Below are 14,384 nucleotides of genomic sequence, written 5' to 3'. Positions count from 1 at the left end.
CGATTGGCTGCAATGGATTTCCCCTTGGCTACAGGAACCCACCCCGTGAGCGCCCCGGTTCAATTACGGCTGGAGGACCGGCAGATGCATTTGATCGATGCCGGCCGCGGCGACACGCGCACGCTGGCGATCGGTCCCGCAAGCTGGAAAGGCCGCTGGCCGGACACCGGGCTACCGTCCGCCTATGACATCGAGATGGCCATTATCGACGTGGAAGATCAGTTGCAGACGCTGCACGGCCCGATGTACGCGGACCGCACGCTATGGAGCGCGCAGGCCGAGATCGGCGAGCTCGCCCGCGCGGCGGGCGCCGTGGTCAGCGATGACTGGGTATTGCAACGCGCGGCGATCGAGCGGCTGTTCAACCGCCTGGCCGATACCATCGCCGGCATGCCCGCAGCGCGCATGGACATTCCGACGACGCCGGCATTTGCCGCCACCTTGTTGATTGTGCGAGAAACACTGCACCACCTGGGCATCGCCGCATTGGCGGGCCCGGCGGTACGGTGATGCGCGACAGGGAAATCCCTAAAAGAAAAAGCTGCCGCTTGCGAGCAACAAGCGGCAGAGCTCAGGGGAATCCTTAAGCATCAAAGAAAGGAATGGCTTTAACCACAAACAGCGCGCGGATAACGCGATATCCGCCCGCTACCCCCATGCCGCGTAGCATGCGGGTAGCGCGCTGCTTACATCAAGCAATCAGATGCTTAGAAGCTCTTGCTCAGACCGATGTCGGTCATGGTACGGTTACCGCTGGTTTGACCATTAGCCAACGACATATAACCGTCCTTGCTTTGCATTACTTCAACGTAGCCGGTGGTCGACTTGCTGAAGCTGTAGTGAACGAAGGCATCGTAGAACTTGCCGTTGCTCAGGCCGCTCGGCTTGTTGCTGCCGCTGTAGTTCTGAACGCCGCCTTGCAGGCCCAGTTGAGCCGCGCCAACGGTGTAGTAGGCGTACAGCGCGGTGCTGTTGACGGTGTCGCTAGCAATGCGGTCACGTTCCCATTCGAACGCGAATTGCAGCGACGGCAGCGGTTGGATCATGCCGGTCAAGTGCGCCTGGGTCAGCGTGCCCATAGCGGCGCTGTTGGTCGCCCAGCCAGCGGTGCGGCCATAGCCGTTGGCACCGCCGACGAACTGGTTGTTGGCCACGGTGTACGCGCCCGACAAGCCCCAGAAGCCGTTGTCGTAATTCACGTCCAGGGTGGTGTTGTGCTGCGAAGCTTGCGTACCACTAACAGAGCCTGCGTTTTCACCGGTAGCGTACTGAATGGACGAGTTGATACCGGCGAAGGTCGGCAGGTCGTAACGGACCATGTTGTGGCCTTCGATGTTGCCGAACCAGCCTTGGATTTGGTCCGGGCCGACCACGAAGGAGTTGTCGTACTTACCGTCTTCGAAGTTGCCGTAGTTGGTACCCATGACCAGACGGCCCCAGGTGTCGCTCTTCAGGCCAACGAAGCTGTCGTTGGTGGCAAAGCCACGGCCGTTGAAGTTGCCGTCTTGGTCGTCGTAGCCGTTACCGGTGGTGGCAAAACGGTTGGACACTTGCCATACCGAGCTCAGGCCGTTGCCCAGGTTTTCGGAGCCCTTGAAGTTCAATTCAGAACGGCCGGCAACGTTGGTGGTAGAAGCATGGGCGGGAGCCGAGCTGTAACCCCAAACTTGGTTGGCGTTGCCGTTGAAGTTCACCACGCCAGCGCGCATGAAGCCGTAGATGGTAACACCGGCATCATCGGCCATAGCGGCAGCGGAAGCACCGACTGCGACGGTGGCCAAAACGGCCAGAGTGATTTGCTTGAGTTTCATTGTGATCCCCTCCTGCATTAGTTATGTGGGCCGCGCATGGCATTGCCACACGCGGCGACCATAACCACCTCCCTGTGTTGGTGGTTGAGCGAATCTTATGTGCCGTCGGGGTTGTTGTTGCAAAACTACAGCAAATAATGTGGCAAAGTTGTTGACACGCCGATTTTGTTGCACTGCGTAAAAATACTTAAGTGTTTGATATTTAAAATTTTTGTAATTTTTGTATTGTTACAAAAAAGCGACACTCATCTGCGCGTTAACGGCATTGTTGTAAAAATGCATACAGAACAAGGGACTAATGTAGTCAACAATTGTTGCTGCATTTACACAGTCATCTCTGGCCAGGGCCATTTGATCGCCGTCAACCGCCCGACGAATCGCCAACGCCATGTAGTTTTACAACAACACTCGGCAACGATATCTTCCCATCCCATAACCTCCCCCCGCAGCCGTTGTCCCTAAATAGGACAGTCGCCCTCGAAATGGCGAGCTCGGATTGCACCCCCGCCAAGGCCGGATCGATAGTGCAGGCGACAGCCATGCAGACCATCCGCGGGGGAACATCATGATCGTCAGGGAATTGGCGCCGAACGTGTACGCGTTCGTTGCGCAGGATTGGGATCGCAAGCTATTCGACGAATTGGTGCCGTTGCCCGAGGGCACCAGCTACAACGCTTACTTGGTCAGGGGCAGCGAGCGCACCGCGCTGATCGATACCGTGCATCCGTCGATGGCGGCCGATTTCGTCCAGGCGCTGAAAAGCCTTGGGCTCGCGCGCTTGGACTACATCGTCAGCAACCATGCCGAGCTCGATCACGCCGGCGCGATTCCGGCGGTGCTGGCCGCGTACCCCGAGGCCAAAGTGCTGGCCAACGCCAAGTGCCGCAGCCTGCTCGCCGCCAGTCTCGATTTGCCGAAGGAGATGTTCGGTCTGATTCAGGACAACCACACGCTGTCGCTGGGCGACCAATCGCTGCGCTTCATGTGGATACCTTGGGTGCATTGGCCGGACAGCACCGCCACCTTGCTCGAACCGGACAACATTCTATTCAGCTGCGATTTTATGGGCGCCCACCTCGCCACATCGGATTTGTTCGCCGACGACGAAGCGCGCGTCGAACGCGCGGCGCGCATGTACTACGCCGAGATCATGATGCCCTACCGCAAGCACGTCACCAAGCACCTCGACCGGCTGGCGACAGAGCGCATCGCCATGATCGCCCCCAGCCACGGGCCGGTTTACGCCCGGCCGGCGTTCATTCTGGACCTCTATCGGCGCTGGGCAGGGGATACGCCCCAGGCGGAAGTCGTCATTCCATATCTCTCCATGTACGACAGCACGCGCAACATGGTCGGCTATCTGTTGGACCGGCTGATGGAACAAGGATGGAAAGTACAACCGTTCAACACGGTCGACCTCGACAGCGGACGCTTTGCCTCGGCCTTGGTCGAGGCCTCCACCCTGGTCTTCGCATCGCCCACGGTATTGGATGGCCCTCATCCGGCCATGGCCAGCGCCGCCCTTCTGGTCAACGCGCTCAAGCCCAAGGCCACGCGCGCCGGCATCATCGGTTCGTATGGCTGGGGCACGTCGATGCCGGACAACCTACGGCCGTTGCTGGGCAATCTCGACGTGACGTGGTTCGCGCCGGTGATCGCCAGCGGCGTGCCCAAAGCGGAGGACTTCGCCGCGCTCGATCGCCTGGTCGGCGAAATCGGTCAGGCCGACCGGCCCGCCGGCGACTGAGCGGACCAGTCCGCGACACGGCTGATCCGCGTCCCTTTTTGCGCCATGCGGTCGGTCGCCGCGGCAAGATCCGGCCATGCGCCATCGTCGGCCGATACCGCGATGCCGGCGCTGATGTCCGCCAGGAAAAAAACCTGCGCGCCGATTCCGCGCGCTTGCAATGCCGGCACCAGGTAGCGATAGATGTCGTCGTGGGAGAATTCGACGCAAAAATTGGTCGCGAGCCCGCCGATGGCGATCCGCGCATCGGTCACGCCAGCTTGCCGCCACGTCTCGGCAATCGCCGCAAACACCGCCGGGGCGCGCGTGGTGCTCACGCCGTCGTTTTCCGTGGCGATGCCATAACTGTCGAGGTCGCGCCGCGTACCCTTGCGCACCACGTAAAACGCATTGCCGCGACCGTCGCGCGCGAACAGCACCGGCTCGGCGCTCGCAAGATTAGCGCTCAGATCGGCAGGCAGCTCGGCCAACAGTTCGTCGACCAGCTGGGCACTCTCCGTGCCCTGCTTGCAATGGTCTGGCCAAGCGGTTTGCGCCAATGTGCCGCCGACATCGACGCGATACACACCTTGCGCGTCCGCGCTGAGCTTGATGGTGGAAAAGGGTTCAACGCCGTGATTCGCGGCAAAACTGATATGGTCGGCAGGATGAAAATCCTGACTAAGCACGAACACGGTGTCATGGGCATCGCGCACCAGGCCGGCGGCGACCCTGCCGACCTGCTCGCCCCCCGGTACATAGAGGCTACCGCCTTGTTCGGCTGTCAGGCCGTCGTGGGCAAATCCGTTCTGTAGATCGATCAGCAAAACAATGGCGGCAGTGGTCATGGCAACGGCGGCGGGAGTAAAAAGTTTAGTGTAACGTCAAATGTCATGCTCAGATGGTAGTCAGGCCGCGGTACCCGGCGCCGCTGGCTGCAGAATCCATTGCGGCCGGCCATCGACCCAACACAGACGCAGACCGCGGTGGCGGCGCAGATAGCGCACGCCGATCAGCGTCGCCGTCACGCCGGCGGTGGCGCCGACCAAGAGTCCGCTGCGCGCGCCGAAGGTATCGGCCACCCAGCCGGCAAACGGCGCGCCCAACGGCGTGCCGCCGAGAAGAATGGCCAGATAGATCGCCATCACGCGCCCGCGCATATCGGGCGCGGTTGCCAGTTGCACGGCGCTATTAGCCGCGGTGATGAAGGTCTGTGCGCAAATTCCCACCGTGATCAGTGCCAGGACAAACAGTCCGTAGAATGGCAAGGCGCTGGCCAACATCAGCGTCGCGCCGAACACCGCCGCGCCGCCGACCAGCAAGGTGATGCGCGGCTCCTTGCGCCCCGCCGCCAAAAACGCGCCGATCACCGAGCCGACCGCCATCACCGACGTCAGAAAGCCGTACTGCTTGGCGTCGCCGTGAAACACCATGACCGACATGGTGGAAATATAAATGGGGAAATTCAGCCCGAAGGAGCTGAATAGAAACACCATGGCCAAAATCGCCAACAGATCGGGGCGATGCGCCAGGTAGCGCAGCCCGTCGCTGAACCGCCCCTCGGCGTGGCGGCCGGACGGCTTGCGGTACAGCCATTGCACGCGCAGGTAGAACAACGACACCAGCACGGCGATGAATGACACCGCGTTGATAAGGAACACCCAACCGGTGCCGACCGCGGCAATCATCAAACCGGCGATGGCCGGGCCGATCAGCCGCGCGGCATTGAAGGACAGCGAATTGAGCGCCACCGCATTGGACAGATATTGCTCGCTGGCAAGCTCCGAGACGAAGCTGTGCCGGGCGGGGCCATCAAAAGACGTCACGCAGCCCAGCATGCCGGCGAACAGATACACCTCCCATAGGCGGATCAAGCCCAAAACCGACAGCAGCCCCAACCCCAGCGCCAGCAGGCCCTGCACAGCCTGCGTGGTCATCAGCACCTTGCGCCGGTCGAATTGGTCGGCCACGCGGCCCGCCAGCGGCGTCAATATCATCTGCGGACCGAACTGCAATGACATGACGATGCCAACCGCCGTGGCGTTGCGGTGCGTCAGATCGATCAGCACCAGCCAGTCTTGCGCGGTGCGCTGCATCCAGGTGCCGATGTTCGAGATCAGCGCGCCCATCGCCCATAACCGGTAATTGAACTCGCCAAGCGAACGGAAAGTATTACGCAGAAGCCCTTTAATGGCACTTTCGCCGTACAGCAAGTGAACGCCCCTTTATCTTTCATCCGACAGAAGAGTTAGCCGTCCAATTTACCGGCGGCATGCGCCGAGGCCAACAAGAAATGTGTCAAGGAATGTGCGCCAAGCCAATGGCTGGCGCTGACGCATGACCACCGGGGTTACGCCGCCGGCTGGCGTCTGGCGGACAGCCACAGCGACAGCAACAGCGCGCACAAGACGCCGCCGCATGAGGCCAGAAACATGCCCCGGTAACCGTAGCCATTGACGATCGCCCCCGCCAGCGGACCGGTGATGCCCAAGGAAAAATCGATAAAGACGGAGTAGGCGCCCAGCGCCGTGCCGCGGTTTTGCGACGGCACGGCACGCACCGCCTCGACCGCCAGCGCCGGAAACACCAGCGAGAACCCCGCGCCGGCCAGCGCGGCGCCGGCATAGGCCATCGGCTCACCCGACGACAGGAACAATATCGCCAAGCCGACCGACTCCACCAAGAACGACGCGATCGCCACGCGAAAACCGCCGAAACGGTTGATGGCGTTGGGCAACAGCAAGCGCACGCCGATGAAGCACAAGCCGAATAACGTCAGGGTGCCGGCCGCGCCCGCCCAATGTTCGTGGGCAAAGAACAGCGTGATGAAGGTCGCGATAACGCCAAACCCCGTCCCCCCCAGCGCCAGCCCGACGCCATAGGGCGTCACGTGGCGCAGAACCCGGGTGAAGGGCAGGCGTTTGCCGGTGACAGTGGCGACGGGGCTCAAACGCCAAGCGAGAATTATCGACAACAGCGAGATGACGGCGACCAGAATGCCCGTCGCCATCAGCCCGCCATACTGCGTCAGCACGACGCCCAGCGGCGCCCCCAGCGCGATGGCCGAATACGAGCTCACCCCGTTCCAGGAAATCACCCGGGCGGTCTGGGCGGCGCCCACGCGGCCAATGCCCCACATGATGGCGCCGGTGGCCACCATACTCTCGCCGATGCCCAGCGACAGACGGCCGGCGACCAAAACGCCGAACGCCCACGATGGCGTCGCCGTCAGATTCGCACAGACCACGGTCGCCACCCCGCTACCGGCGCAAGCCGCCAAACCATATAACACCGTGCGCTTCGGCCCCAGCAGATCGGTCATCCGCCCGGCCTGGGGCCGTGACAGCACCGTCGCCACATACTGCGTGCTAATGGCGAGCCCGGCCAGCATAGCGTCGTACCCCAGCTGTCCATGCACGAAGCCCGGCAAAATCGCCAGCGGGATACCGATGGTCAGATAGCAAATGAAGGTGAAAAACACGCAGGAAAAAATTTTCAGCGCCGAGCCAGGTACAGGGCCCGCGTGTCCTTGCGCTGTTTGAGTCGTTGTCATCGAAATGGTCGGCAAGCCCAAACCTTGGGCTCATGGCGGATGAAAAGAAGCGACGCCGTCTATTCTATCAAACCCAGGTTGAATACGGCCGGCTGCATTGGCCGAAATGATTAATTTAATTAAACTGTCACTCCACAACAATTATGCATCTCGCATCACCAAGGAGAATCCATGAATCCCTGGCCGTTCAATCTGCTGTTAAGGCTCTGGGCGCTAGGCGCGCTGTGCTCCGCCGCCGCGCATCTCATCGCTCCGGCGTGGACCGCGGCAGGCACCACGTGGGCGCTGTCACCGCACTGGCAACAGGAAATCGCCTATTTCGACCTCTTCGCCGCAGCCCTTTTCGCTTGGGTCGCGCGACAGCCGTCGTTGGCGTTGAAATGGCGCACGACCGTGTTGCTGTGCGGCCTGTCGCTATTGCTGGGTCTCAACCATCTGAGCGGCTGGCTGCACGAAGCGCGCGTTTTCCACGTGATGTTCTCGCTTGCCAATTTCATGACGGTCGCCTGGGGGATGGCGGCGCTTGGGCTCGCGTGGCGGCGGCAAGCGTTGCTGCCGACACAAGAATGACCTGACACGAAATCACGATAGCGGCGACAACGTGAAGGGGCGTTGGCCACGCTACATCCCCCCGGTCCCGCCCTATACTGCTGCCCCACGTAGCCAATACTGGGGATGAACATGGCAGAACCCGCCTCTACCGCCGCCGTCATGACGGCCGGCGCGGCTAGCATGAGCATCCTGACGCTATTCCCGGGCCTGGACGCCACCACCGTGCTGGGCGCCTTCGCCGGCGCCTCGGTGTTCGTGCTCTCAAGCAACGATCTAGGGCCGATCAAGAAGCTGGTATTTCTGATTCTAGCCTTCGTCGCCGGATTGATCGCCGCGCCGCTGTCTTCGGCGCTGCTGACGGCGTTTTTGCCCGCGCATGTGCAAGTCTCGGAAAGCGTTGGCGCGCTGCTCGCCTCGGCCCTGGTGATCAAAGTACTGACCCGTCTGATTGCCCGGGCGGACAACCCGGCGGAATTGCTGCCCGGTCCGAAAGGCGACCAAAAATGAGATACCTCGACCTGCTCAACGATGTGCTGTGCCTCGCCGGCTGCTTGCGGCTGATTTTCTTCACCCGCCGCGGCGCCGCCCATCATCCCTGGGCCAGCATGCTGGCCTATCTGCTCATCATCGCTTTCGGCGCCGCCGCCATCCTGCCGTGGCTCGAGCACTCGCCCGGCTACGGCTTGGCGCAGATGCTGCTCAACGCGGTGCTGGTGGCCGCGCTGTTCGCGGTTGACGGCGACGTGACCAAGCTCTTCCGGCCTCGCTGCGATACCCACGTATCGTTGCTGCAGCGGGTGCTCAAAAGACGGACGTGGCTCTAGGGCAATAATGTAGCGTGCGTTCGAGAAGCAACGCACGGCCCGGGAATCGAAGGCATGTCGTCAGGCGTTTGGTGCAATGCCGCGCGCTGCGCAGCGATTGCACCCTACAGCCCCGGACACGCACTCGCATAGGGCCCAGCCGAGTATTGATCCAGGACAACACCCGCCTTCGACGCTGCCGCGATACTGCCCGGCGCGACGCGGCGCCTCCATTCCCGTAGGCATCGCGTTCGACACCTTCGCTGGAGAACAAATAAATAGCGTTATGAAAACCATGGAATTGATACGACAGCCGTCGCCGGCCGATGCGGCGCAACCGGCCATTGTCGGCAGCCGCGTCGAGCTGCAATTGCTGACCACGCTGCGTTGCAATCTGAAATGCACCTATTGCTCCATCGCCGAGGGCGACGTGCGTGAATCGCAAGGCAATGTCAGCTATACGCCAGAAGCGCTCGACCGCTTCATCGCCACCCACCTGGACGGTTACGACACCTATGTCACCTTCTACGGCGGCGAACCGACGCTCAATCGCGGCTTCATCACCGAAGTGATGGCGCGCCATCCGCACTTCCGCTTCCAACTGCAGACCAACGGCACGCTGCTCGACGATCTGCCGGACGACGTGCTGACCAGACTATCCAATATCCTGGTGTCGATCGATGGCGGCGAAGCAGTGACCGACGGCTACCGCGGACGCGGCATTTACCGGCAAGTACTGAAGAACGTGGCGGCGGTGCGCGACCGTGTCGGCGGCACCCTGACGGCGCGCGTCACCTGGAGCAGCAGCGAGACAGGGTTTGAGGAACTGCGCGAGCTGAGCGAGCGCTTCGACTATGTTTATTTTCAGTTCGTCGCCGGAGAAGCCTACGCGCCGGCGGACATGGACAAACGCAAGGCCGTGCTTAAACAGTTGATCGATTATTTCTTTGCATCGCGCGATCGCTTGTTCCCCATCATTCCCCTCATGGGCATGGTGCGCAACAAAGTCATCCCGCAACGCGCGCAGGAACGCTATGCCGGTCAAACCCAGTGCCGCGTGTCGACGCACATCCTCAACGTCATGCCGGACGGCCGCATTTACCCCTGCCCCGACTTGATGCATTTGCCGGAAATGCGCCAAGGCGACATTCAAGACAATTGGCTAAGAAGAAGCCCGCTGCAACGCGACCCGGCCATGCCCTGTGAGTCGTGCGAAGCCTTCGCCTGGTGCCGGGGCAATTGTATGAAGAATTTGTATCTGGCCTACGTCAAGAACGATCTGGATTACCGCGAACGCGTCACCGACCGGATCTGCGAATTGGTGCGCTTCATGGGCGAGGAAATCGACCGCCACGACCCGCAAGCGTGGTTCGCCAGCCTGCCCCTGGCGTTGCGCAAGGAGATCACCGACTGCGAAGTGTACGAATACGTCGAAATCATGCCGTAACCCAGAACGGGCGCCCGCTGAGGCCGGGCGCCCACCGGCCGCAGCCGCAAAAGGTGTGCAGACAGCACCCTAGGCCTACAGCTTGAAGCGGGAAACGGACTGATGCAGTTCGCCGGCAGTGCCGTCGATCTTGTGCGCCACGTTTTCCGCCATCTCCACCGCGCGGTGGGTTTCTTCCGCCACCGCCGCCACCTTCTCCACGCTTTGCGCGATGGTCATGCCGGCCTGGCTCTGTTCACCCATGGTATGCGCGACTTCGCTGCTGCGGGTCATGTTTTCCGCGATATGCTGGTTGATCTCCTGCAACGCCGACGCCGCCTGGCGCACCTGCTCGGCCCCCTCGGCCATCTTGGGCACGATGGTCGACATCCGGGTCGAGGCTTGATCGGTTTCGCCCACCACCGAACCGATGATCTGGGTAATTTCGCTGGTGGCACTCGCGGTGCGCTCGGCGAGCTTGCGCACCTCGTCGGCGACCACGGCGAAACCACGTCCCATTTCGCCCGCGCGCGCCGCTTCGATGGCGGCATTCAACGCCAACAGGTTGGTCTGGTCGGCGATGTCGCGAATGGTGCTGGTGATGCCGCTGATACTGCGCGTGCGCTCGGCCAGCGAGACGACCAAGCCGCCCGTCTCTTGAATCTCGGTCGAAATCGCTTCGATGCCCTGCGCCGCCTGGCGCGCCGTCTGCTCGCCGCTGAGCGCGGCCGCAGCCATCGCCTGAGACGCCGTCTCGTTATGGGTGGCCTGGTCGCGAATGTGATCGATGCTCACCGACAGTTGCTCGATCGACGCCGCCGCGGATGAGGTCGAATCCTGCGCATTACCCGAAACGCCATCGAGCTGCCGCATTTGTTGCGCCAACGCCGAGGCCGAATCGCGCATCGAGGCGGAAGACAGGTTGATTTTCTCGATCAATCGCCGCAGGCCTTGCTGCATGTGATGCATGGCGGCCAACAGGCTTTGACCTTCCTTCTGGAAGACGATGTCTTGCGACAGATCGCCATCGGCGATGCTCGCCATCATCCGCGCCGCATAATCCGGCTCGCCGCCAAGCGCGCCGAAAATCTGCCGCGCCATGATGCCGGAAAAGAATAGCACCGTCAGCAGCACCAACAGCGTCACCGCCAACAGCAGGATCGCGTCGTGCCAAAAGGTCGACTGCGCGTCGTCCAGGAACACGCCGGTACCCACCTGCCATCCCCACGGCGCGAACCGGTACACGCCATTGAGCTTGGGTACCTTCTCCGTTTGTCCGACATGGTTGGCCATCGCGGTGGCGAAGGCGAATTCGCTCGACTGCAACGCCTGGTTATATGCCTCCACCACCGTCATATTGCCGTCCGGCGATTTGCCGCCATCGTCGATCTTATCGACCCGCTTCGGGTCGACGTGCACCAGCATGCGATTGTCGCTATCGCGGACAAAGAAATACGTCTCGCCATGATGCAGCATCGTCAGCGCCTGACGGGCTTGGCGTTGGGCATCGGCGCGCGGCAGTTTGCCCGTTTGCTCCAGATCGGCGAAATGGCTCAACACGGCCTGCGACTGTCCCAGCAGCGTCACGATCTGCTGCCGCTTCTCCTGCATGAGCGCGCTATTGAGCGAATAGAGGGCGATAGCCGACAGGGCTAATGTTCCTAGAAAACTGATGAGGGTGATGGTCATCAGCCGGCGTTTGACGCTCATGCAAAGTCCTTTTTTCACAAAGTCATGAGGAGGAAATAACATGTGGTTAGGCCGCCATTTTCACCGATGACAGCCGTATTACCGTTAAGTTTTTATGTTTTTAAGTCGTCACAACTCCATTTTATTTATGCAGCATAACGGCCGTTGTAAACATGCCGATCAGAGCATACGCCACAATCAGATCGTCATTTGTGCTCTATGCTGACTATTCATAATAACTAGGGGCTTGGTCATGCAACAGCGATCCGAATGGTCACTTAACCGCCAATTGCTCACCATGCTGATCGGCATGATGCTCGGTCTCGTCATATACGGCGTGTTCTCGGTCATCCAATTGCGCGCGCATATCCTGGCCGAGAAACAGCAACAGCTGCAGACGCTGGTGCAGACGGCCATGGGCGAAGTCAAACAGCAATACGCGCTCTATCAAGCCGGCAAGCTCACGCTGGCGCAGGCGCAGAAACAAGCGAAGGACAACCTGCGCAAAAGCCGCTACGGCGACAACCGCGACTATTACTTCATTTACGACTTTTCCGGGACCAACCTGATGCATGGCGCCAAGCCGGAACGCGAGGGCAAGAATTTCTATGCCACGGTCGATCCCACCGGCAAACCGTATATCAAACAATGGATCGCGTTGCTGCAGCAAAACCACCAAGCGTACATCGATTATCTTTTCCCTAAACCGGGCGGCACCACCCCGGTACCCAAACTGTCCTATGCGATGGAATTCGCGCCCTGGGGCTGGTGGCTAGGCACCGGCATCTACATCGACGACATCGATCAGGTCGTGTTGAGCTCGACGCTACAGTCGCTGGCCTTTCTGTTAGCCATCGGCCTGGCGGTCGCGGGGCTAAGCTTGGCCATCATCCGCCGCGTGCGCCGTCAGATCGGCGGCGAGCCTAAAACCGCCGTGCACATTGTCGAGCGTTTTGCTTCAGGAGATCTTCGGGTCGATATCGCCGCCGATAGCCGCCTGTCCGGCAACGTATTAGGCTCGCTCGCCACCATGCAAACGCGGCTGGGCGGCATCGTCGGCGCTATTCGCGACGACATCGAGCGCTTGTCGAGTCAAGCGGGCGAGCTTTCCACATACAGCAACGACGTCAGCCTGGCGTCGCGCCAACAGGCCGATCTCAGCAGCGAGATGGCGCACGCCATCACACAGATGACCGCAAGCGTTCATGCCGTCTCCGGCATCGCCCGCCATACCGAAGAGAACGCGCAACGCACCGAAACACTGGCGCGCGAGGGGCACGAGGTGGTGCAGCAAGTCTCGCAGGAAGTCGAGACCATCGTCACGGAAGTCACCCGCTCGTCCGAGCGCATCCAGACGCTGGTCGAGCGATCGAAGGAAATCGGCTCGATCACCTCGTCCATCAACGACATTGCCGACCAGACCAATCTGCTGGCGCTCAACGCTGCCATCGAAGCGGCGCGCGCCGGCGAAAGCGGCCGCGGCTTTGCCGTGGTGGCCGATGAAGTGCGGCGCTTGGCGGAAAGAACTTCGGAGGCCACCACCGAAATCTCGCGCATGATCGAGGCCATCCAACACGACACGCAACTGGCGGTGCAAGCGATGGCGGACACCTTGCCGCGCGTCCAACACAGCCAGACCCTGGCGCACGAGGCCACCGAGGTGCTGCAACAGATCCAGCGCCAGGCCGGCGACTCGCGCGAGCAGGCGCTGTCGGTGGCCAACGCCAGCCAAGAGCAGGTCGGCGCCGCCAACAATATTGCCGGGCATGTGGCGCGTATTGCCAACATGGCGGAAGACACCGAGAGCACGGCGCGCCATAACGCCGAGTCGGCCGGCAAAGTGAAAACCCTGTCGGACACGCTGCGCCAGGCGGTAAGTTATTTCCAAGTATGACATCAGGCTTTCCCCACCAAGCAGCCGGTCCTGTTTTACACTGGACGCATGACAACACCGCGCGCTACTGACAAGTCGGATTTTTTCCGCGCCGACGATATCGGCCGGCTCGAATATCTCGATGCCAGCTACAGCCAACGGGTCTTCCCCCCGCACTTCCATGAGGAGTACGTGGTGAACGCCCTGACGCTTGGCGCCCAGTCTTATCGCCACCGCGGCGGCACCCATCTCGCCGGGGTCGGCGCGCTGGTCCTGATCAACCCCGGAGAAGTGCACACCGGACAAACGGCGCATGAAACCGGCTGGGCCTATCGCGGCTACTACCCGAGCGCGTCCCTGTTGCAGCGTCTGGCCCGGGAAATCAGCGGACAAACCGGCATCAACCCTTATTTTCGTCAGACGGTCGTCCTGGACGGGTGGCTCGCCCAACAGTTGAATCTATTGCACGGCCTGCTGCGTACGAGCAGCGATTGCTTACAGCGGGAGGCCGCACTGCAAGCGGTCTTTGCTCAAGTACTGCAGCGTCACATGGCGGTACGGCCGCAAGCCGTTCCCGACGCCGGGAACGCAGTGAGCAAGGCGCAACAGATGCTGGCCGACGATCCGGGCGGCAATCTGTCGCTCAACACGCTCTCCCAAACCGTTGGCCTGTCGCCCTGGCAGCTATGCCGCCAATTCAAACGCCGCATCGGCCTCTCCCCGGTAGCCTGGCGCAATCAGCTGCGGGTCAGCCGTGCCCGGGGCCTGCTCGCCAGCGGCATGCCGCCGGGCGAGGTGGCCCAGACTCTGGGCTTTGCCGACCAAGCCCACCTGACACGCGTCTTTTGCAGCATTGTCGGCACGCCGCCGGGCCGCTATCAGCGAACGATGCGCTAGGGTCTGCCTGCAAAATCGTTCAAGACAGACAGAAAAATCATCGGCCAAACTGCG

The 14,384-nt window shown here is 61.4% G+C and carries 13 protein-coding genes; 8 read left to right on the top strand and 5 right to left on the bottom strand.

The window, feature by feature from the left end; all coding sequences use genetic code 11:
- On the top strand, positions 1-510 hold a 510-nt coding region (locus JOZ06_RS09980; RefSeq protein ID WP_293231968.1), incomplete at its 5' end, for a hypothetical protein.
- Between the two features lie 197 nt (positions 511-707).
- Here the strand turns inward: JOZ06_RS09980 and JOZ06_RS09975 are convergent.
- On the bottom strand, positions 708-1,811 hold the full coding sequence (locus tag JOZ06_RS09975; RefSeq protein WP_293231966.1) for a porin: 1,104 nt from the start codon (positions 1,809-1,811) through the stop codon (positions 708-710).
- A 565-nt stretch (positions 1,812-2,376) separates the two neighbouring features.
- Between JOZ06_RS09975 and JOZ06_RS09970 the strand changes: the two genes are divergently transcribed.
- Positions 2,377-3,558, top strand: a complete 1,182-nt coding sequence (locus tag JOZ06_RS09970; RefSeq protein WP_293231964.1) for an FprA family A-type flavoprotein — start codon at positions 2,377-2,379, stop codon at positions 3,556-3,558.
- Here JOZ06_RS09970 and JOZ06_RS09965 read toward each other — a convergent pair.
- From JOZ06_RS09965 to JOZ06_RS09955, 3 genes are all read right to left on the bottom strand, one after another.
- Positions 3,531-4,385, bottom strand: a complete 855-nt coding sequence (locus tag JOZ06_RS09965; protein WP_293231962.1) for a hypothetical protein — start codon at positions 4,383-4,385, stop codon at positions 3,531-3,533. The genes JOZ06_RS09970 and JOZ06_RS09965 overlap by 28 nt on opposite strands.
- Before the next feature lie 60 nt (positions 4,386-4,445).
- Positions 4,446-5,750 carry an MFS transporter gene (locus JOZ06_RS09960; protein WP_293231961.1) on the bottom strand — a complete coding sequence of 435 codons (1,305 nt, stop codon included), beginning with the start codon at positions 5,748-5,750 and terminating at the stop codon, positions 4,446-4,448.
- A 137-nt stretch (positions 5,751-5,887) separates the two neighbouring features.
- Positions 5,888-7,090 carry an MFS transporter gene (locus tag JOZ06_RS09955; protein WP_293231959.1) on the bottom strand — a complete coding sequence of 401 codons (1,203 nt, stop codon included), beginning with the start codon at positions 7,088-7,090 and terminating at the stop codon, positions 5,888-5,890.
- Positions 7,091-7,261: 171 nt separating this feature from the next.
- Here JOZ06_RS09955 and JOZ06_RS09950 point away from each other — a divergent pair, with 171 nt between their 5' ends.
- From JOZ06_RS09950 to JOZ06_RS09935, 4 genes are all read left to right on the top strand, one after another.
- Entirely contained in the window at positions 7,262-7,660 is a 399-nt protein-coding gene (locus JOZ06_RS09950) for a hypothetical protein (RefSeq protein WP_293231957.1), read from the top strand.
- 111 nt (positions 7,661-7,771) lie between these two features.
- Positions 7,772-8,149, top strand: a complete 378-nt coding sequence (locus JOZ06_RS09945) for a putative holin (RefSeq protein ID WP_293231955.1) — start codon at positions 7,772-7,774, stop codon at positions 8,147-8,149.
- On the top strand, positions 8,146-8,466 hold the full coding sequence (locus JOZ06_RS09940; RefSeq protein ID WP_293231953.1) for a phage holin family protein: 321 nt from the start codon (positions 8,146-8,148) through the stop codon (positions 8,464-8,466). Before JOZ06_RS09945 ends, JOZ06_RS09940 begins: the two co-directional genes overlap by 4 nt.
- A gap of 274 nt (positions 8,467-8,740) precedes the next feature.
- A complete protein-coding gene (locus tag JOZ06_RS09935; RefSeq protein ID WP_293231951.1) occupies positions 8,741-9,892 on the top strand; it encodes a radical SAM protein in 1,152 nt (383 codons plus the stop codon).
- A 75-nt stretch (positions 9,893-9,967) separates the two neighbouring features.
- Here JOZ06_RS09935 and JOZ06_RS09930 read toward each other — a convergent pair whose 3' ends face one another.
- On the bottom strand, positions 9,968-11,581 hold the full coding sequence (locus tag JOZ06_RS09930) for a methyl-accepting chemotaxis protein (RefSeq protein WP_293231949.1): 1,614 nt from the start codon (positions 11,579-11,581) through the stop codon (positions 9,968-9,970).
- Positions 11,582-11,813: 232 nt separating this feature from the next.
- Between JOZ06_RS09930 and JOZ06_RS09925 the strand changes: the two genes are divergently transcribed.
- Positions 11,814-13,454, top strand: a complete 1,641-nt coding sequence (locus JOZ06_RS09925; RefSeq protein ID WP_293231947.1) for a methyl-accepting chemotaxis protein — start codon at positions 11,814-11,816, stop codon at positions 13,452-13,454.
- A 48-nt stretch (positions 13,455-13,502) separates the two neighbouring features.
- Positions 13,503-14,330 (top strand): AraC family transcriptional regulator, encoded by an 828-nt coding sequence (locus JOZ06_RS09920; RefSeq protein WP_293231945.1) that lies wholly within the window; start codon positions 13,503-13,505, stop codon positions 14,328-14,330.
- Positions 14,331-14,384 lie beyond the last annotated feature (54 nt).

Origin of the sequence: Paludibacterium sp. (assembly GCF_019232825.1) — a bacterium.
GTDB lineage: Bacteria > Pseudomonadota > Gammaproteobacteria > Burkholderiales > Chromobacteriaceae > Paludibacterium.
This window is presented reverse-complemented; position numbering and strand designations above follow the sequence as displayed.